This is a genomic window from Lentzea tibetensis, from assembly GCF_007845675.1.
Taxonomy (GTDB): Bacteria; Actinomycetota; Actinomycetes; order Mycobacteriales; family Pseudonocardiaceae; genus Lentzea; species Lentzea tibetensis.
The window spans coordinates 35,862-54,164 of the sequence record NZ_VOBR01000016.1; the positions used below are offsets into that span (position 1 = coordinate 35,862).

General features: G+C 70.5%; 18 protein-coding genes. 10 read left to right on the plus strand and 8 right to left on the minus strand.

The window, feature by feature from the left end; genetic code table 11:
* Positions 1-513: 513 nt before the first annotated feature.
* Both FKR81_RS24400 and FKR81_RS24405 read right to left on the minus strand, forming a co-directional pair.
* Positions 514-1,299 (minus strand): enoyl-CoA hydratase-related protein, encoded by a 786-nt coding sequence (locus FKR81_RS24400; protein WP_235921740.1) that lies wholly within the window; start codon positions 1,297-1,299, stop codon positions 514-516.
* Between the two features lie 14 nt (positions 1,300-1,313).
* The gene (locus FKR81_RS24405; protein WP_146354754.1) at positions 1,314-2,114 is read right to left on the minus strand and encodes a PaaX family transcriptional regulator; all 801 of its coding nucleotides are present in this window, start codon (positions 2,112-2,114) and stop codon (positions 1,314-1,316) included.
* Positions 2,115-2,364: 250 nt separating this feature from the next.
* Here FKR81_RS24405 and FKR81_RS24410 point away from each other — a divergent pair, with 250 nt between their 5' ends.
* On the plus strand, positions 2,365-2,532 hold the full coding sequence (locus FKR81_RS24410) for a DUF3117 domain-containing protein (RefSeq protein WP_065914675.1): 168 nt from the start codon (positions 2,365-2,367) through the stop codon (positions 2,530-2,532).
* A gap of 132 nt (positions 2,533-2,664) precedes the next feature.
* Positions 2,665-4,113: a leucyl aminopeptidase family protein gene (locus FKR81_RS24415; RefSeq protein ID WP_146354756.1), complete on the plus strand. Its 1,449-nt coding sequence runs from the start codon at positions 2,665-2,667 to the stop codon at positions 4,111-4,113.
* On the opposite strand, the gene FKR81_RS24420 is transcribed toward FKR81_RS24415, so the two are convergent.
* The gene (locus FKR81_RS24420; RefSeq protein WP_235921741.1) at positions 4,095-4,958 is read right to left on the minus strand and encodes a LysR family transcriptional regulator; all 864 of its coding nucleotides are present in this window, start codon (positions 4,956-4,958) and stop codon (positions 4,095-4,097) included. The genes FKR81_RS24415 and FKR81_RS24420 overlap by 19 nt on opposite strands.
* A gap of 141 nt (positions 4,959-5,099) precedes the next feature.
* Here FKR81_RS24420 and FKR81_RS24425 point away from each other — a divergent pair, with 141 nt between their 5' ends.
* Positions 5,100-6,470, plus strand: a complete 1,371-nt coding sequence (locus FKR81_RS24425) for an MFS transporter (protein WP_146354760.1) — start codon at positions 5,100-5,102, stop codon at positions 6,468-6,470.
* A gap of 1,315 nt (positions 6,471-7,785) precedes the next feature.
* Here FKR81_RS24425 and glgA read toward each other — a convergent pair.
* Positions 7,786-8,937 (minus strand): glycogen synthase, encoded by a 1,152-nt coding sequence (gene glgA / locus FKR81_RS24430; protein WP_186763149.1) that lies wholly within the window; start codon positions 8,935-8,937, stop codon positions 7,786-7,788.
* A 59-nt stretch (positions 8,938-8,996) separates the two neighbouring features.
* Between glgA and glgC the strand changes: the two genes are divergently transcribed.
* Positions 8,997-10,211 carry a glucose-1-phosphate adenylyltransferase gene (glgC, locus tag FKR81_RS24435; RefSeq protein ID WP_146354762.1) on the plus strand — a complete coding sequence of 405 codons (1,215 nt, stop codon included), beginning with the start codon at positions 8,997-8,999 and terminating at the stop codon, positions 10,209-10,211.
* Positions 10,212-10,362: 151 nt separating this feature from the next.
* Here the strand turns inward: glgC and FKR81_RS24440 are convergent, their stop codons facing one another.
* Complete coding sequence (locus FKR81_RS24440) at positions 10,363-10,995, minus strand: O-methyltransferase (protein ID WP_146354764.1); 633 nt, start codon at positions 10,993-10,995, stop codon at positions 10,363-10,365.
* Positions 10,996-11,210: 215 nt separating this feature from the next.
* Here FKR81_RS24440 and sigE point away from each other — a divergent pair, with 215 nt between their 5' ends.
* The 4 genes from sigE to tatB are packed head-to-tail and all read left to right on the plus strand — an operon-like array spanning position 11,211 to position 14,296.
* Positions 11,211-11,789, plus strand: a complete 579-nt coding sequence (sigE, locus tag FKR81_RS24445) for an RNA polymerase sigma factor SigE (protein ID WP_146354766.1) — start codon at positions 11,211-11,213, stop codon at positions 11,787-11,789.
* Positions 11,786-12,346: an anti-sigma factor gene (locus tag FKR81_RS24450; RefSeq protein WP_235921742.1), complete on the plus strand. Its 561-nt coding sequence runs from the start codon at positions 11,786-11,788 to the stop codon at positions 12,344-12,346. Before sigE ends, FKR81_RS24450 begins: the two co-directional genes overlap by 4 nt.
* Before the next feature lie 35 nt (positions 12,347-12,381).
* On the plus strand, positions 12,382-13,902 hold the full coding sequence (locus FKR81_RS24455; protein WP_146354768.1) for a S1C family serine protease: 1,521 nt from the start codon (positions 12,382-12,384) through the stop codon (positions 13,900-13,902).
* Positions 13,903-13,918: 16 nt separating this feature from the next.
* Complete coding sequence (gene tatB / locus FKR81_RS24460) at positions 13,919-14,296, plus strand: Sec-independent protein translocase protein TatB (RefSeq protein WP_146354770.1); 378 nt, start codon at positions 13,919-13,921, stop codon at positions 14,294-14,296.
* A gap of 201 nt (positions 14,297-14,497) precedes the next feature.
* Here tatB and FKR81_RS24465 read toward each other — a convergent pair whose 3' ends face one another.
* Complete coding sequence (locus FKR81_RS24465; RefSeq protein WP_407936547.1) at positions 14,498-15,634, minus strand: Mrp/NBP35 family ATP-binding protein; 1,137 nt, start codon at positions 15,632-15,634, stop codon at positions 14,498-14,500.
* Positions 15,635-15,738: 104 nt separating this feature from the next.
* Between FKR81_RS24465 and FKR81_RS24470 the strand changes: the two genes are divergently transcribed.
* Both FKR81_RS24470 and FKR81_RS24475 read left to right on the plus strand, forming a co-directional pair.
* Complete coding sequence (locus tag FKR81_RS24470; protein ID WP_146354774.1) at positions 15,739-16,206, plus strand: MarR family winged helix-turn-helix transcriptional regulator; 468 nt, start codon at positions 15,739-15,741, stop codon at positions 16,204-16,206.
* A complete protein-coding gene (locus tag FKR81_RS24475; RefSeq protein ID WP_235921743.1) occupies positions 16,170-16,601 on the plus strand; it encodes an NUDIX hydrolase in 432 nt (143 codons plus the stop codon). Before FKR81_RS24470 ends, FKR81_RS24475 begins: the two co-directional genes overlap by 37 nt.
* On the opposite strand, the gene FKR81_RS24480 is transcribed toward FKR81_RS24475, so the two are convergent.
* Positions 16,576-17,049, minus strand: a complete 474-nt coding sequence (locus tag FKR81_RS24480) for a DUF1003 domain-containing protein (RefSeq protein ID WP_146354776.1) — start codon at positions 17,047-17,049, stop codon at positions 16,576-16,578. The two genes, FKR81_RS24475 and FKR81_RS24480, sit on opposite strands and share 26 nt — an antisense overlap.
* Entirely contained in the window at positions 17,042-18,295 is a 1,254-nt protein-coding gene (locus FKR81_RS24485) for a magnesium transporter MgtE N-terminal domain-containing protein (RefSeq protein ID WP_146354778.1), read from the minus strand. The genes FKR81_RS24480 and FKR81_RS24485 overlap by 8 nt, the downstream gene beginning before the upstream one ends.
* Positions 18,296-18,303 lie beyond the last annotated feature (8 nt).

The following is an 18,303-nucleotide window of genomic DNA, read 5'->3' on the forward strand; positions in this document are numbered from 1 at the left end:
CTGCCGGTTTGGTCGGTGCTCCCTTGGTACCTGCCGGTTTTCGCTGTGCTCTCTTGGCACCTGCCGGTTGGGTGGGTGCTCGCTTGATGCCCGCTGTTTGGGCCGTGCTCCCTAGTAGGTCTTCGTCAGGTTGGCAGGTCAGGGGTCGTGAGTGATTAGGAGGCCTATGGCACGCCTAATCACTCACGAGCTTTGACCTGCTGCGATTGATGATGGCGCCCGCTGTGCTCGTGTCGGTGGGGGTGTGGCGGGCCTTGGAATCTGCGGGGTTTGAGGGGTGGCGTTGCTGCGGGCCGGGGATTGTCGGTGCTGGCTGGGAGCATGATTTCGGGGAGTTCTCACGTGCGGGGGACGCCTGCGCGAGGCTGCGACGACACCGGCACCTCGACACGCCCACGTCGTCGGCGAATCCGTGCGTGTTGCTCGAAGTCGGAGCGCCCCGAACAGCGGAGAACCCCGGCGGCAATTGCCAACCGGGGCTCTCCGCACACCGCGATCAGGCCAAGAGGCCGATCAGCGGCCGATGAACTTGGGGCGGCGCTTCGCCACGAACGCCTCCACCGCCTCGCGGTGGTCCTCTGTGCGCCCGGCGTCCGCCTGGGTGCGGGCCTCGGCGTCCAGCGCGTCCTCGAGGGTGCCGTCAGCGGCGGCGGCCAGCGCTTCCTTGATCTTGGCGTAGGCGGTGGTCGGACCGGCTGCCAGCCGGGACGCCAGTGCGTGGGCCGTGGAGAGGAGCTCCTCGTCGGGCACGACCTGGTTGACCATGCCCACGCGCAGGGCTTCCTCGGCACCCACCGGCTGCGCCAGCAGCATCATCTCCATGGCGCGGCCGTGGCCGATCAGGCGCGGCAGCGTCCACGAGGCGCCGGAGTCCGCGGTCAGGCCCACGTTGGCGAAAGCCATCAGGAACTTGGCGGACGCGCCCGCGATGCGCAGGTCGCTGGCGTAGGCCAGGGAAGCGCCCGCGCCCGCGGCGGAGCCGTTGACGGCTGCGATCACCGGCTTCGGCATGCCGATCAGGGCGCGGACCATCGGGTTGTAATGCACCTCAACGGTGTTCAGCGGGGACGGGTCGCCCGCCTCGAGCAGTGCGATGTGTTCCTTGAGGTCCTGGCCCGCGCAGAACGCCCTGCCCGCGCCGGTCAGCACCACGGCGCGCACCGACGGGTCCGCCGAAGCGTCCTGCAGTGCTGCCAGGAACTGCTCCTTCAGCGCGATGGTGAACGCGTTGAACGAGTCCGGGCGGTTGAACGTGAGCGTGCGAACACCGTCAGCGTCCTCGATGAGCAGTTCAGGCACGGGGTGGACCTCCATCAAGCTGTCGAAACGTCGCGGATCGGTCGGTCAAGGCACTCGTCGACGAATCTCGTCACCGCCGGTGCGAGTCTGCGGGTGTGCTCGTCGAAGAACACCGCTGCCGCGTGGCCCGGCCAGCCGTCCGGCAACAGTTCAGCAGGCAAACCCGGATCGCGGAACAGGAACTTGCGCCACGCGTGCAGCAGGCGCTGTGACGCCGCGAACGCGTCCGGTGGTGCTGATCCGTCCACAACAGACACGGCTGGTTCCCAGGTCGCGACGAACTGCGCGTAGTCCTCGCCGAGAGAGTCCAGGTCCCAGGCCCGCGCGGCCAGCTCGGTGTCCTTGCCGTCGTGTGAACCGTGAAAAGTTCGTGCCGCCACTTCTTCGGCGGCGAGCACGTCCGGCAGTTCCGGCGACGGGCGGGGTGCGATCCACGTCACTGGGCCCAGTGCTCCGTACCCCAGCAGTTGTAGGGAGGACGTGAGGTGGTCGCGCGAGTCGCGCGCCGGCATCTCCTCGAGCACCACGACGTGCCAGCGACCGTCCCAGGTGGACGGCAGAGTGCGGTAGATGCGTGCCGCCGCCTCGTCCAACCTGCGTTCTCCGCGCGGAGTCATGGCGTATCCGGGGCCGCCCGCGAGTCGCACCGGGTGCAGCCAGCCCTGCCGCACCGTTCTCGACACCGCGGTGCGCACAGCGGGCGCCGCGAAGTCCAGCGGTTCGAGCAGACGGACGAGGGCGGCGATCGTCGCGGCACCCCCGCGCTCGCGCAGGTGGCCTCCGTAGACGTCGAACAGGGCGGAACGGGCTCGCACGACCGCCAAGTGTGTCATGGCCTGAGTCACTTCGCGGGACATTGGTCACGACGAGGTGACAAGAGACATTCGCGACGAAAGCGTTAGGACACCGGGAATCCCGGCCATGAGCAGCGACGAAACAAGATCGTTTTCTCACGGAGGAACTCGCCGAAAGATCGGTTCGGTTTCGCTGCTGAGTCGCGATAGGGGAGAATGGCGTCGGTCCGGCCTGGCCGGGCGGGGAAGATGTTGACGGAGGGAGCACGCGATGGCGGCCATGAAGCCCCGGACCGGCGACGGTCCCCTCGAGGTCACCAAGGAGGGACGCGGCATTGTCATGCGCGTGCCGCTCGAGGGTGGTGGGCGCCTTGTCGTCGAGATGTCGGCAGACGAGGCCAGCGCTCTGGGCGACGCGTTGAAGGCCGCCGCCGGCTGAGGCCTCCCAGCTGAGCACGAGCCCCGGTTTCCACAGTGGAGACCGGGGCATCGCTTCGTTGGCGGACCTCGTAACGCAGAATGTGACCCGATTGAAGTGTTACGCAGTGAAACGCCTTCGAAGGAGGCCGCCGTGCGCACGCCGGTACCCACCGTGCCCACCAAGCTCGTGGACGTGGAGGTTGCTTCCGCCCCGCGCGACGGCGTCACTCGGGTGGTGCTAGCCGCCACCGGCCCCGAACTCGGTCCGGGCGCGCAGTCCGCCGACCTGACCGGCGTCACCGGCAAAGCCGGGGAGACCGTGCGGCAGGCGGACCCCGATCTGTGGGTGCTCGGCATCGGTGCCGGCACCATCGGCGACTGGAAGATCGCTGGTGCGAGCCTCGTGCGAGCGCTCACCGGCGACACCGCGCCCAAGACCGCGGACGTCCTGCTGACCGACATCGACGCCGACGCGCTGCGCGCTTTCGTGCTCGGTGCCGCGCTCGGCGGCTACCGGTTCCGCGTGACCGGTGAGGACGCCAAGCCCCAGGTGCGCACGCTGCGTCTCGTCGTCGCGGACCAGGGCATCGAGGACGTGCTCGCCGCGTCCGCGCTGAAGGCCCACGCGCTCGCGACGGCCACCGCGCTGACCCGCGACCTCGCGAACACGCCGTCCAACGTCAAGGACCCCAAGTGGCTCGCGTCGACCGGCGCGAAGCTCGCCGAGAAGGTGACGGGCGTCACGGCCGTCGTGCGCGACGAGAAGTGGCTGGCCGAGCAGGGCTTCGGCGGTGTGCTCGCGGTCGGCGGCGGATCCAGCCGCCCGCCCAGGTTCCTCGAGCTGAGCTGGAACGCGTCGGCGAAGAACGTGCCGCACGTCGTGCTGGTCGGCAAGGGCATCACGTTCGACACCGGCGGCATCTCGGTGAAGCCCGCCGACGGCATGCACCTCATGCGCACGGACATGGCCGGTGGCGCCGCTGTGATCTCCGCGCTGATGGCCATCGCGCGCCGCGGCCTGCCGGTCCGGGTGACCACCCTGGTGCCGTGCGCCGAGAACCACGTCTCCGGCACCGCCTACCGCCCCGGTGACGTCGTGCGCCACTACGGCGGCGCGACGACCGAGGTCGTGAACACCGACGCCGAGGGCCGCATGGTCCTGGCCGACGCCATGGCGTACGCGGTGACGAAGCTGTCGCCGGACCTGCTGGTGGACGTCGCCACGCTGACCGGCGCCATGAAGGTCACGCTCGGCCTGCGCACCGGCGGCCTGTTCACCAACACGGACTCGCTGGCGACCGACGTGATCGCCGCGGGTGAGCGCGCCGGCGAGCGCTGGTGGCGGATGCCGCTGCTGGAGGAGCACGCGGACGCCGTCCACAGCGAGATCGCGGACTACCGCCAGTGCCCGCCGGGACCGGGCGGCATCACCGCCGCGCTGTTCCTGGAGAAGTTCGCGGGCGGCCTGCCGTGGGTGCACCTGGACATCGCGGGCCCGGCGCGTTCGGAGAAGAACTACGACGAGGTCGTGCCCGGCGCCACCGGCTTCGGCGCCCGCACGCTCGTCGAACTCGTCGAGGACTACGCGCGCAAGGCGTAGTCGCGGAAGTTCCGGACGGCCGGCGGCAGCGGGTGGTCCCTGCGCCACGCGAGGCCGAACCGCCTGCTCGTCCGGGGCGTCAGCGGTAGCTCGACGAGCCCCTGCGGCGGTGTCAGCTCGGCGTGCGTCAGCAGCGCCACGCCGAGCCCCGCCGCGACGAGGCCGCGCACCGTCTCGATCTCCTGGCTCTCGAACGCGATCTTCGGCGTGAACCCCGCTCGCGCGCACAGCTCGTCGTGGATCTGGCGCAGGCCGTAGCCGTGCTCCAGCACGATGAAGTCGTCCCCGGCGAGCTCCTCGAGCCGCACCTGGGTGCTTCCCGCCAGCCGGTGCGTCGACGGGACGATCACGATCAGCTCCTGCTCGAACACCACCCGGCTCTCGAACTCATCGCCCTCCGGCGGTGGCGCGACGAGCGCCAGGTCGACCTCGCCTCGGGCGAGCAGCTCCGTGACGGCCTGGCGGGAGTTCTGGACGAGCCCGAAGCGGACGTGCGGGTGCTCCTGGCGGAAGCCGCGCACCAGCTCGGGGACCACCGAGCGGCCCAGCATGTGCAGGAACCCGAGCACGACGCGTCCCCGTTCCGGGTCCACCTCCTCCTCGACCTGCCGCAGGCCGGCTTCGAGCGCGTTCATCGACCGCTCGGCGGCTTCGGCGAGCAGCTTGCCCGCTCGGGTGAGGCGGATCCGGCGGCCGTCCCTGACGAGGATCGGCGTGCCCAGCTCCTCGCTGAGATCGGTCAGCCAGCGGCTCGCGGTGGGCTGCGGAACTCCGGCTCGTTCCGCGGCGCGGGTCAGGTGTTCGTCCTGGGCGAGCGCGCCGAGTACGGCCAATTTGGGTGCCAAAGTCGCGGAATTGTCGGTGTCAGCTGGGAGAATGGAATCAGGGGACCCCCTGGGCGGGGACTCTTGCGTGAGCTTGGGCGATTCACTCATGGATTGATTGTGCCGCCTGGCCGTATTGGACGTATGGCTTAGCGTCGAAGTGTGTCCACCAGGTTGACCGTGTCCGTTGCCGCGGCCGGGCTCGCGAGCTTCGCGTTGCTGTACGCGCCGCAGCCCGTGCTGCCCCAGATCGCTGCCGAGTACGGGCTGGAACCGGGTGGCGCTTCGCTTGCCGTGAGCGCTGCGACCGGGGCGCTGGCGGTGGTGGTCGTGCCGGTCGCTGCGTTGTCGGAACGGGTCGGGCGGCGGCCGGTGATCCTCGTGTCCGTGCTCGCCGCGGCGGTGCTCGCTCTGCTGCTGCCGTTCGCGCCGGACTACTCGACGTTCCTGGTGCTGCGGGTCCTGCAAGGTGCCGCGGTCGCCGGCGTGCCCGCTGCCGCGATGGCGTTCCTCGCGGACGAGATGCGGGACAACCTCGGCGGCGCCGTCGGCGCGATGATCGCGGGCAACAGCGCGGGCGGGATGCTCGGGCGGCTGCTCGCCGGGACCACCGCCGACTGGCTCGGATGGCGCGGGGCGCTCGGGGCGGCCGCCGTGTTCGGCCTGTTGTGCGCGTGCGTCGTGGCCTTCCTGCTGCCACGGCCTGAATTGGACCGCAGTGGATCGGGCCGCTTGGGTTCGGACCGCTCGGTGTCGCCTCGCGCGGCTCGCCTGGGAATGCTTCGCAGGGGTCCCCGCCCTGGGGGTCCCCCAGATCCAATTATCCCAGGCAGCACCGACAATTCCGGGGGCTCAGGACTGAAAGCGGCGTTATCCGACCCAGCTCTCCTGTGCCTCTACGGCGTGGCGGTGCTGGCGGTCGGCTCGTTCATCTCGCTCTACAACGTGATCGGCTTCCGCCTCGCGGCACTCCCGAGCTGGCTGTCGTCGCTCGTCTTCGTCGTCTACGCGGTGGGTGGCATCGCGTCCGCGACGGCGGGCAGGCTCGCCGACCGCCACGGGCGGGGCCGGGTGCTCCTCGTGTGCCTCGGCATCACGGCGGTGGGCGCACTGGTGACCATCCCGCTGGTCCCGCTCGGCCTGGCGATCTTCACCGGCGGCTTCTTCGCCGCCCACGCCACCGCCAGCGGCTGGGTCGGCAGCCGCGCCCCGCGGCACGCACGCGGCCAGGCGTCCGGGCTCTACCTGTGCGGGTTCTACGTCGGCAGCAGCGTCCTCGGCACCACCGGCAGCGCCGCGTTCGGCGCGTGGGGCTGGACCGGGCTGACCGCGCTCGTCGTGAGCTGGCTCGCGATGGCCGCCGTGCTCGTTCAGAAGTCGAGGGGGATCGACACCGACGACTCCAGCGCCTTGAGGTCCACCCTGCCCAGCCGGGGCAGGTCCAGCGAACCGGACTTCAGGCCCACCGACACGGAGCGGGTGTCGGCGGGGACCTCGACGACCACCGCCGACGGGAACACGCCGCCGTCGTAGCGGACGCCGCGCAGCGGGACGGCCGAGCCGTCCGCGAGGGTCACGGAGATCAGGTCCTTGGTGGCGTACGCGGCCGCGCTGTCGGGGGCGTCGCCGCTCGCGTCCAGCAATATCTCCAGCAGGGCCTTGTCCGGAGCCGACGCGCTGACCATGTCGTACACCGCCAGGGCGTCGGCCTTGACCGGCCTGCGCACGCCCAGCCGCACCCCGTTGACCTTCATGCCGAACTCCTTCGAGCCCACCTGGACCTTCTGGGTCGGCAGGGGCGCACCGGACGTCGCTGCGCGCAGCAGTGCCGCGGGAGGTTTGTCCGTGCGCTTGCCGGACGGGACCTCGACGCGCTGGTCCAGCGACTTCACGCCGATCGAGCTCAGCACCACCGACTCAGGGCCGCCCGACTCGGGGACGGTGTAGACGACGACCACGGAACCGTTGTCCGGCAAGCGATCCGCGGGCAGCACGTGGCGCTTGCCCGGAACCTCCACCGCCAGCTCGGACGGCTGCGGCGCCCAGCCCTGCCAGTTCGTCGAACGGAAACCGTTGTCCGTCTGCAGCAGCTTCTCGACGTGCAGGCGCGCGACGTGCAGGCGGCTGCCCGGCGCAGCCTTCAGCACGCCGTCCGGGGTCGGCCAGCTGTCCGGGTTCGCCCAGCCCGTGCCGCGCACGGACAGCAGGTCGTCGCGCAGCCGGACGTCCAGGTCGCCGAGGCCGAGCTCGGAGTTCGACTTCTTGCCGTCGTCCGGCAGGACCGCGAGGAACTCGGCACCCGCGACCATCTCCGCCGGTGACTTCGGGTCGAACTCGGCGCCGTCGGTGCGGATGAGCGTGCTCTCCGGCGTGCTCCGCGCGCCGGACTGCGGCACCTGTGGCGACTGCACCTCCAGTCGCACGCCATCGCCGGACTGGTCGACCTCCTTCAGCGGCACGGGCACCCAGTCCGGTGTGGGTCCGGTGCCCGGCACCTGGACCGGGCCGCACCACAGCCGGGCGTCGACGTCCAAGGCCGCGCCCGCCGTGCGAGCGAACCAGCACTTCACCGCGGCCGAACCCGCGCGCGCCACGTAGCCGAAGCCGAGCGTGTACGCGAGCTGCGCCTCCGCCTGCGACTGCAGATCGGGCGCGCCGAGCACGGTCTTGCCCTTGATGGTCAGCGTCACGTCGCGCGGCTCGGGTGGTGGCGGCGTTGCGCAGGAAGCCACGAGCAGGCACGCCAGCGCCACCGCCATCCGTCGCACAGGTCGCCCCCAGTAGGTAGATCGTCGCTACTGGTTAAAGGCGAGTATCGCTCGATCGGGTTGCCCCAATCGGGGGTGACTCAGATCACAGTGCGGTACACGTCCACGGTCTGCTTGGCCATCGTCTCCCAGGAAAAGTCCTGGACAGCGCGGGTGCGACCAGCTTCGCCGAACGTCCTGGCGCGCGCCGGGTCCGCGAGCAGTGCGTTGATCGCCACGGCGAGATCGTGTCGATATGTCGACAAATCGTGCTCGTCGTAGTGCACGAGCAGGCCGGTCTCGTCCTGCACGACGACCTCGGGGATGCCGCCGACGTCCGACGCGACGACGGCCGTGCCGCACGCCATCGCCTCCAGGTTCACGATGCCGAGCGGCTCGTAGACCGATGGGCACGCGAACACGGTCGCGTGGCTCAGGATCTGCCGGACCTCGGGCAGCGGCAGCATCTGCTGGATCCAGAAGACACCCGGCCGCACCGCGGACAGCTCCCCGACCGCGAGGCGGGTCTCCTCGGCGATCTCCGGGGTGTCCGGCGCGCCCGCGCACAGCACGATCTGCGCGTCGCGGGAGATCTCGTGCGCCGCGGCGACCAGGTGCCCGACGCCCTTCTGCCTGGTGATCCGGCCGACGAACGCGACGATCGGCCGCGCCGGGTCGATGCCCCGGCTGGTCAGGGCGTCGGTCTCGGTGACGGGCCGGTAGGTCTCCGTGTCGATGCCGTTGCGCACGACGTGCACGCGCGCCGGATCGAGCGCGGGGTAGCAGTCGAGCACGTCCGCGCGCATGCCGTCGCTCACCGCGATGATCGCGTCCGCCGCCTCGTACGCGGTGCGCTCGGCCCACGACGAGATCCGGTAGCCGCCGCCGAGCTGCTCGGCCTTCCACGGCCTGCGCGGCTCCAGCGAGTGCGCGGTGATCACGTGCGGCACGCCGTGCAGGAGTTTGGCCAGGTGCCCGGCCATGTTCGCGTACCAGGTGTGCGAGTGCACGAGCTCAGCATCTGAGACGGCTGAGGCCATGCTGAGGTCGACCGACAGGGTGCTGAGCGCGAAGTTGGCCTCCGCGAGGCCCGGCGCGGGGTCGTGGGTGGTCGCGTCATCGCGCGGACCGCCGAAGCAGTGCACGTCCACCTCGACCAGCTCCCGCAGGTGCGGGACGAGGAATCCGACGTGCACCCCGGCACCGCCGTAGACCTCAGGCGGGTATTCCCGTGTCAACAGTCCTACGCGCACACCCATACGTTAGTTCAGAAGCTGGTCCGTTGGCTGCGACGCAGATAGGGTCACATGCTGTGAAGGGGCAGCCGCACGTTCTCGGAATTGTGCTTGCTGGCGGCGAGGGCAAGCGCCTCTGGCCACTGACGGCCGACCGGGCCAAGCCCGCCGTGCCCTTCGGTGGCAACTACCGGCTGGTCGACTTCGTGCTGTCGAACCTGGTCAACGCCGGCCTGGTGCGTCTGTGCGTGCTCACCCAGTACAAGTCGCACTCGCTCGACAAGCACATCTCGACGACCTGGCGGTTGTCCAATGTGCTCGGTCAGTACGTGACGCCCGTGCCCGCTCAGCAGCGGCTCGGGCCCCGCTGGTACACCGGCAGCGCCGACGCCATCTTCCAGTCGCTGAACCTGGTGCACGACGAGAAGCCGGACCACATCGCGATCTTCGGTGCCGACCACGTGTACCGAATGGACCCGAGCCAGATGATCGACCAGCACGTCGAGTCCGGCGCGTCGGTCACGGTCGCGGGCATCCGGGTGCCGCGGACCGAGGCCAAGGCGTTCGGCTGCATCGACTCGGACGCCGCCGGCAAGATCACCCGGTTCCTCGAGAAGCCGTCCGAGCCGCCGCACGTGCCGGACGACCCCGAGGTCACCTTCGCGTCGATGGGCAACTACGTCTTCACGACCGAGGCCCTGCTCGACGCGCTGCGCTCCGACGCGCTCAACCCCGACTCGGACCACGACATGGGCGGCGACATCATCCCCATGCTCGTCGACCAGGGGGAGGCGCACGTCTACGACTTCAAGGACAACGTCGTGCCGGGCGCGACCGAGCGCGACCAGGGCTACTGGCGTGACGTCGGGACCATCGACGCCTACTACGACGCGCACATGGACCTCGTGTCCGTGCACCCGATCTTCAACCTCTACAACCAGATGTGGCCGATCCGCACCGCGACGCCACCGCTGCCGCCCGCGAAGTTCATCGCGGGAGGGTCGGCGGAGGACTCGATGGTCGGGCCGGGCTCGATCATCTCCGGCAAGATCCACGGCTCGGTGATCTCGTCGGACGTCATCGTCGAGGTCGGGTCCGTCGTGCAGGGGTCCGTGCTGCTGCCCGGTGTGCGCATCGGCAAGGGCGCGGTCGTGCGGCGCGCGATCCTCGACAAGAACGTGCTCGTGCCCGACGGCGCGCTGATCGGCGTCGACCCGGCGACGGACCGGGAGCGCTACACCGTCAGCGCCGGCGGCGTCACCGTGCTCGGCAAGGGCGTCCGCGCCTACTGAACCCGCGTTGCTCGCTCAACCCGCGCTTCAAGGGGTCCCCCGGCAAGGGGATCCCCTTGTTGTAAGTCTTTCACGCAGGACCGACAAGAACGGGTGCTCAGCGCTCGTTGAGGCTGATCAGGTGCGGTGAACGGCCCGTTGACCGCGCGAGTCAGGGCCGCCGCGCGGCGACCAGCAGCCCGTCGCCCAGCGGCAGGATCACCGGCACCAGCCGGTCGTCCTCCCGCACGGACCGGGCGATGTCGCGCATCGCGTTGGTCGACTCGTCCCGCTGCGCCTGGTCGACGACGCGCCCGTGCCACAGCACGTTGTCGAACGCGATCACGCCGCCCGGCCGCAGCATCCGCACCCCGTGCTCGAGGTACTTCGGGTACTCCGGCTTGTGCCCGTCGACGAACACGAGGTCGTAGCCGCCGTCGGTCAGCCGCGGCAGCACGTCCAGCGCGCTGCCCATGATCAGCCTGGTCCGCGACGGCGAGATCCGGGCCCGCGAGAACATCTCGCGCGCCACCCGCTGGTGCTCCGGCTCCACGTCGATGGACGTCAGCACGCCCGAAGCCGGCATGCCGCCGAGCAGGTAGAGGCCGCTCACACCGGCACCCGTTCCCACCTCGACCACGGCCTTGGCCTGCAACGCGGTCGCGAGGAACCGCAGCGCCGCGCCGCCACCCGCGCCGATGGGGACGCACCCCAGCTCCAGGCCGCGGGCCCGTGCGGCCTGCTGCACGTCGTCCTCCGGGAGGTACTGCTCCACGTACTCCCGAAGTGGCGAATCCGGTGTCACAAGGACGGAGGTTACTGCCGACTGTGCCCAAAACGGGTGAACCCGCCGACCGGATTCTCAGCCAGCTCTCAGGCCACTCTCACGATCGTCTAAAGGGAGCACGACAAAGTGACACTCGAGGTTGGAACCAGGCTCAGATCGGGAACACACGGGACCAGATCAGCGTTGAGCCGCTCAAGGGCCGCCGAGGCCCGCTGGAGGTGCCGTAACACCTGATGCGTACACAGTCGAGTTCCGCGGAGGCCGTCGCGCCCATCGAGACGGTCGACTGGACGCCGCCCTCGTGGGACGAGGTCGTGCGCGAGCACGCCGATCGGGTGTACCGGTTGGCGTACCGCCTCACCGGTAACCAGCACGACGCCGAGGACCTCACCCAGGAGACGTTCATCCGGGTGTTCCGCTCGCTCGCGTCCTACAAGCCGGGCACGTTCGAGGGCTGGCTGCACCGCATCACCACGAACCTCTTCCTCGACATGGCGCGCCGCCGTTCGCGGCTGCGCATGGAGGGCCTGCCCGACGACACGGACCGGCTCGAGGGCGACGACCCCACCCCGGAGGAGATCTGGGACAGCACCCACCTGGACCCGGACCTGCAGGCCGCGCTGGACGCGCTGCCCGCCGAGTTCCGCGCCGCCGTGGTGCTGTGTGACGTGGAAGGACTCTCCTACGAGGAGATCGGTGCCACGCTCGGCGTAAAACTGGGTACCGTGAGGAGCAGGATCCACCGGGGCCGCCAGGCCCTTCGCGCCGAACTCGAACGCCGGAGGCAAACTGTGCAGGAGGACTCTGCATGACCGACCTTCGTGGTTGGCGTCTGCCTGAGCAGCACCTTCTGCCGGATGCCGTGGTCGCCTTCGTCGACGGCGAGCTGTCGGCCACCGCGCACCAACGCGTCGCCACGCACATCGCGCGATGCGGCTTCTGCGCCTTCGAGACCTACGCCCAGCAGCAGGCGCGCACCCTCGTGCGCGCCGCGGAAGCGCCCGCCGCTCCCGCTGGGCTCCTCGACCGCCTGGGTGCCATCCCCCAGGAAGTCGACCTGCCCAGCGCGCCCGACGGGCTCGCGCTGGACGAGCACGGCCAGTTCGTCACGATGCAACGCACCGACCGCACCGCGTTCGGCTCAGGGCCGAGGCTCGGCGAGTCACGCCCGCTCGGCAGCCAGGGCTGGTTCAGCGGCCGCCGTGCCCGCCAGGGCGCGGGAGTCGTCGTCTCCGGCCTCATGCTCGGCGCGCTCGCGCTGATCGCACCGGACTCCGACACGCCGGCCGAACCCGCCCGCGTCGCGGGTGACCCGCAGCCCGGCGGCATCCAGCTCGACGGCCGCGCCGCGCTGCTCGGCAACCGCTGACGCCCACTTCACCGGACTTGTAGCAGGCTGAACGAGTGAGTCAGCAGTCGCCCAACGGACAGACGTCCACCCCGGTGTCCGGTGTGGACGACGGCGCCCATCGGCGGCTGGGGCCCCGCCCCATCGACCGGCCCGAGACCGACCCCGTGCTGACCTCCACCTTCGGCCGCCCCGACGGCGTCGAAGGCGCGTTCGCGCGCGGCCCCGAGGTCACGCCGCCTCCCGTCCAGCTCGCGGCCCCGCCGCCCGAGGCGCTGTCGACCGCGTTCGGCCGCCCGCCCTACGGCGACGAGCTGCTCCAGCGACCCCCCGGCGACACGCCGCCGGAACCCGAGGTCGACCCGGTCTTCTGGGCGGGCAAGCCCGCGGGCGACCCGTGGCGCGACCCCGGCGCGGGCGCCGTGATCGGCCCGCCCGCCGTCACCGAGGACACCCCGGCCAAGGAGAAGAAGCCGGCGCCCGGCCCGCAGTTCTCGGTGCCCGAGCTGATCCTCGGCCGCCGCGTGAAGCCGACGTCGATGGCGATCCTGCTGGTCGTCGTGCTGCTGATCGGTGCGGCCGGTGGTCTCGTCGGCTGGCTGGTCGGCCGCGCGGGCAACCCGCTGACCGACGCCGAGGTCACCCTCGCCGAGGTCGCACCCGGCAAGGAACGCCCGGCGGGCTCCGTCTCGGACATCTCCACGCGCGTCACGCCGTCCGTCGTGTCGATCGAGTTCAAGGGCACCAACATCGCGGGCATCGGCTCGGGCGTCGTGATCGACGGCGAGGGCTACGTGCTCACCAACGACCACGTCGTCGCACCGGCCGCGCAGGACACGTCCGCGAAGCTCACCGCCGTCTTCACCGACGGCACCCGCGCGCAGGCCCGCATCGTCGGCCGCGACTCCAAGACCGACCTCGCGGTGATCAAGGTCGAGGTGAAGAACCCGACCGTCCTGCGGTTCGGCAACTCCGACGAGCTCAAGGTCGGTGACACGGTCATCGCCGTCGGCTCGCCGCTGCAGCTGTCCAACACCGTCACCCAGGGCATCGTCTCCGCGCTGCACCGACCCGTGACGGCCGCGGGCGAGAACGGCGGCCCGCAGGTCACCTACGACGCCATCCAGACCGACGCGGCCATCAACCCCGGCAACTCCGGCGGTGCGCTGGTCGACTCGTCCGGGACGCTCGTCGGGATCAACTCGTCGATCCGCACCGAGACCGGCGGTTCCGTCGGACTCGGGTTCGCGATCTCCGGCAACCAGGCCCGCAAGATCGCCGAGGCGCTCATCCGCGAGGGCAAGGTCCGGCACGCGGACATGAACATCAACGTGAAGTCCGTGTCCGCGGAGACGTCCGAGGGCGCTCAGGTGCAGAACGTGCCCGCTGGTGGCGCGGCGGCCGCCGCCGGCATCCAGGAGGGTGACGTGATCACCAAGGTGGGCAACCGGATCGTGCGGAACGCCGCCGAGCTCACCGTCGCCGTCCGCGAACGCGAGATCGGCGAGACCGTGAAGGTCGTGCTGGCCCGGCAGGGGCGCGAGCTGACGGTTGACGTGACTCTCAAGTCCGACTGACAGCTAGGCTGGCATCGTGTTCGACAGCATCGGATGGGTCGAGATCCTCATCATCGTGGTCGCGGGTCTCTTCGTCCTGGGCCCGGAACGGCTGCCGTCCGCGGCGGCATGGCTCGGCAAGACCGTCCGAACGGTGCGTGAGTACGCGACGGGCGCGCGCGAGCAGCTCAAGCAGGAGATGGGGCCCGAGTTCGAACAGCTGCGCAAGCCCCTCGAGGACCTGCGCGAACTGCGGAACTTCGACCCCAAGCGCGCGGTGACCAAGCACCTCTTCGACGACGACTCGTCCTCGAAGCCCAACGGCTACCCCGCCACGCCTTCGACGCCGTCCGCGCCGGAGCAGCGGCCACTCGCGCCCGGCGAGCGTCCGCCCTACGACCCGGACGCGACCTGATCGCAGGCACCTGCGCCCGATTGCCGCGGCGCTGATCCCAGGCGACGTGGCTGAGTTGTCCACAGGCCTCGAGTTGTCCACAGGCTCGGTCTCGCGGGCCCCGAACTGTCGGTGCTCAGTGGGAGAATCAAATCAGGGGTCCCCTGGGCGGGGACCCCTTTCAAGCGTTGACGGGCAGTCTGCTGACCGGCGGTGCGGTGGCTAGCGGCCCGCGGGTGAGACGTTCAGCAGCCGGCCGGACAGACCACGCGACCGCACAGACAGCTTCTGCGCCACGTCGATGAGCACCTGCGCGGCAGCGGAGTCCGGAACGGACGACACGATCGGCGTGCCGGTGTCACCGTTCTCCCGCAGGCGCGGGTCGAGCGGCACCTGGCCGAGCAGCGGCACGTCGGCGCCGATGGCCTTGGACAGCGACTCGGCCACGGCCGCGCCGCCGCCCGTGCCGAAGACCTCCATGCGGCTGCCGTCCGGCAGCTCCAGCCACGACATGTTCTCGATGACGCCCGCGACGCGCTGACGCGTCTGCAGCGCGATCGAGCCCGCGCGCTCGGCGACCTCGGCGGCCGCCTGCTGCGGGGTCGTCACGACCAGGATCTCGGCGTTCGGGACCAGCTGCGCGACGGAGATCGCCACGTCGCCGGTGCCGGGCGGCAGGTCGAGCAGCAGGACGTCCAGGTCGCCCCAGAAGACGTCCGCGAGGAACTGCTGCAGCGCGCGGTGCAGCATCGGGCCGCGCCACACCACCGGGGTGTTGCCGGGGGTGAACATGCCGATCGAGATGACCTTCACGCCCTGCGCCTGCGGCGGCATGATCATCTTCTCGACCTGGGTCGGCTTGCCCGTCGCGCCCAGCATGCGGGGGATCGAGTGGCCGTAGATGTCGGCGTCGACGATGCCGACGGACAGGCCGCGCGCGGCCATCGCCACGGCGAGGTTCACCGTGACCGACGACTTGCCGACGCCGCCCTTGCCGGACGCGACGCAGTACACGCGCGTCAGCGAGCCCGGCTGGGCGAACGGGATGACCGGCTCCTCGACGCCGCCGCGCAGCGACTTGCGCAGCTCGGTGCGCTGGGCGTCGCTCATGACGTCCAGCTCGACCGCCACACCGGTGACGCCGTCGAGCGCCTCGACGGCCGCCGTGACGTCCTTGGTGATCTTGTCGCGCATCGGGCAGCCCGCGACGGTCAGGTAGATCGCGACCGCGACGACCCCGTCCTCGCCGATCGAGACGCTCTTCACCATCCCGAGCTCGGTGATGGGGCGCCTGATCTCGGGGTCCTGGACTCCGGACAGCGCCTTCTGGACGTCGTCGACCGCGGGTAGGGGCTTCACAGCAGCCATGCTACGTCCGGCCCAGTGGCGTTCTACCGACTGGTCACTTTCGTCCACAGGGTCAGGTCGTAGTCGCGCACCTCCTTTCCGTAACATCGACTTCCGTGCCGGATTCGGGTAGTTCCCGTTTGCCCACCCGCGTCGAGCTCGGGGTGTGGCGATCGTTCCTCCGCGCGCATGCAAGGATCACTCGGATCCTCGAGACCGAACTGATTGCTGAGCAGCGCCTTTCGCTCGCGGCCTACGACGTCCTGGTCCAGTTGGCCGAGACACCGGGCATGCGGATGCGCATGACTGAACTCGCCGACGCGGTCCTGTTGTCCCGCTCCGGCGTGACCCGCCTCGTGGACAGACTGGAACGCGCCGGCCTCGTCGGGCGCGAACGCGCCGACGGTGACGGACGCGGCATCGTGGCCGTACTCACACCCCAGGGCATGGATCGCCTCAAGAACGCCTCCGGCACCCACCTCGCGGGTGTCGCTGAGCACTTCGGTGAGAGCTTCGGCCCCGGCGACCTGGAGGCCTTCGGCCGCATGTGCGACCGGCTCGGCGCCGACGAGGAGTTCTCCTGATCAAGGTCGTCGGACTGGTCCACGTGCTCGACGGCCGCCTGCTCGTGGTGCGGTCCCGGCACAAGCGCGCCTTCTACCTGCCCGGCGGCAAGATCGAGCCGGGGGAGACGCTGGAGGACGCGCTGCGCCGCGAGGTGCGTGAGGAGCTCGGCGTCGGCCTCACGAACCCGCGGTGGCTCAAGCGCTACCTCGCACCCGCGTACGGCGAGGGTGAGGGCGCGATGGTCGACATGACCTGCTTCACCGCGGACCTCGACGCCGAGCCTGTGCCGAGCGCCGAGATCGCCGAGATGGCGCTCGTGACGGCCGACGAGTACGCGAACCACCCGGAGACGGCACCCGCGATCCACGAGGTCCTCAACGACCTCGTCATGACCGGACGCGTTTCTCCTTGACCAGGCGGTCCAGCTCGCCCCGGATGAAGTCGCGCGTCGCGACCTCGCCCAGGGCCAGCCGCAGGGCCGCGAGCTCGCGCGCCAGGAACTCGGTGTCGGCCTTCGTCTGAGCCGCGCGTGCCCGGTCCTCCTCGAGCGACACCCGGTCCCGGTCGTCCTGCCGGTTCTGCGCCAGCAGGATCAACGGGGCGGCGTAGGCGGCCTGCGTGGAGAACGCCAGGTTGAGCAGGATGAACGGGTAGGGGTCCCAGCGCAGCGACACCGCGACCAGGTTGAGCGTGATCCAGACGAGCACGAGCAGCGTCTGCCAGAACAGGAACTTGCCGGTCCCCAGGAACCTGGCGAGTCGTTCCGACAGCCTGCCGAACGCCTCGGGGTCGATCGCGAGACGCAGCCGCCGCGGCTCGCGCGGCTGGTCGAGTCTGCGCCGGGGCAGCAGTTCAGGCATGGGTCAGTCCCGTCTCGCGCCAGTCGTCCGGCAGCAGGTGGTCCAGCACGTCGTCCACGGTGACCGCGCCGAGCAGGTGCTCAGTCTCGTCGATCACCGGTGCGCACACCAGGTTGTACGCGGCGAAGTAGCGGGTCACGTCCTCCAGCGAAGCGTCTGGTGAGAGGCTCGCGAGGTCCGTGTCGAGCACGCCGGCGACCAGGTCGAAAGGCGGTTCGCGGAGCAGTCGCTGGATGTGCACGCAGCCGAGGTAGCGGCCGGTGGGCGTCGCGGACGGCGCCCGGCACACGAACACCATCGACGCCAGCGCGGGCGTCAGGTCCGGGTTGCGGACGCGGGCCAGCGCCTCGGCGATCGTCGCGTCCGGGGTCAGGATGATCGGCTCCGGCGTCATCAGGCCGCCCGCCGTGTCGAACGAGTACTTGAGCAGCCGACGGACCGGCTCGGACTCCTCGGGCTCCATCAGGCCCAGCAGGCGGTCCTTGTCCGGCTCCGGCAGCTCGGCGAGCAGGTCGGCCGCGTCGTCCGGGTTCATCGCCTCGAGGATGTCCGCGGCGCGTTCCTCGTGCAGGTGCGCCAGCAGGTCCTTCTGGTCGTCCTCGGACAGCTCCTCGATGACGTCGGCGAGCCGTTCGTCGTCGAGTGCGTCCGCGACCTCGTAGCGGCGCTTGGACGGCAACGCGTGCAGCGTGCTCGCGACGTCCGCCGCGCGCATGCCCTCGAACACGGCGAGCAGCTGCTGCGCACCCTGCGGCTGGCCGGCCAGCTCGTTGACGCTCAGCCCGGTGATGTCCTCCCACCGCCACACCTGCACCGGGCCGCGGCGGCCAAGCCTGCCGGTGCGGACGCGCGCCGCGACGCGGGTCATCCGCCAGTCGCGGGTGCGGGTCGGCTCCATCGCGGCGTCGATGACGATCGCGGTCGAGCCGTCCTCCAGCCTCACGTGGGCGTCCAGCAGCTCACCGACGACCAGCACCTCGTTGGCGCGCTGGTGGAACGCCCGCAGGTTGACCTGCCCGGTCGCGAGCGTCACGGCGTTCGGCTCGACCGACATGACCCGCAGCATCGGCACGAAGATCCGCCGCCGGGTCACCAGCTCGAGGACCATGCCGAGCACCCGCGGCGGCTGCCGGTCGATCCGGAGGCTGATCACCACATCCCGCGCCCTGCCGATGGGTTCTCCGTCCGGGCCGAAGACGGGCAGCCCGGCGAGCTGAGCGACGAAGACCCTGTTCACAGCCACCACGAATCAAG

Bases quoted from the DNA above. Each gene is read 5' to 3' on its own strand.
- FKR81_RS24410 (WP_065914675.1), top strand. From the start codon at position 2,365: ATGGCGGCCATGAAGCCCCGGACCGGCGACGGTCCCCTCGAGGTCACC.
- sigE (WP_146354766.1), top strand. From the start codon at position 11,211: ATGCGTACACAGTCGAGTTCCGCGGAGGCCGTCGCGCCCATCGAGACG.
- FKR81_RS24450 (WP_235921742.1), top strand. From the start codon at position 11,786: ATGACCGACCTTCGTGGTTGGCGTCTGCCTGAGCAGCACCTTCTGCCG.
- FKR81_RS24480 (WP_146354776.1), bottom strand. From the start codon at position 17,049: ATGCCTGAACTGCTGCCCCGGCGCAGACTCGACCAGCCGCGCGAGCCG.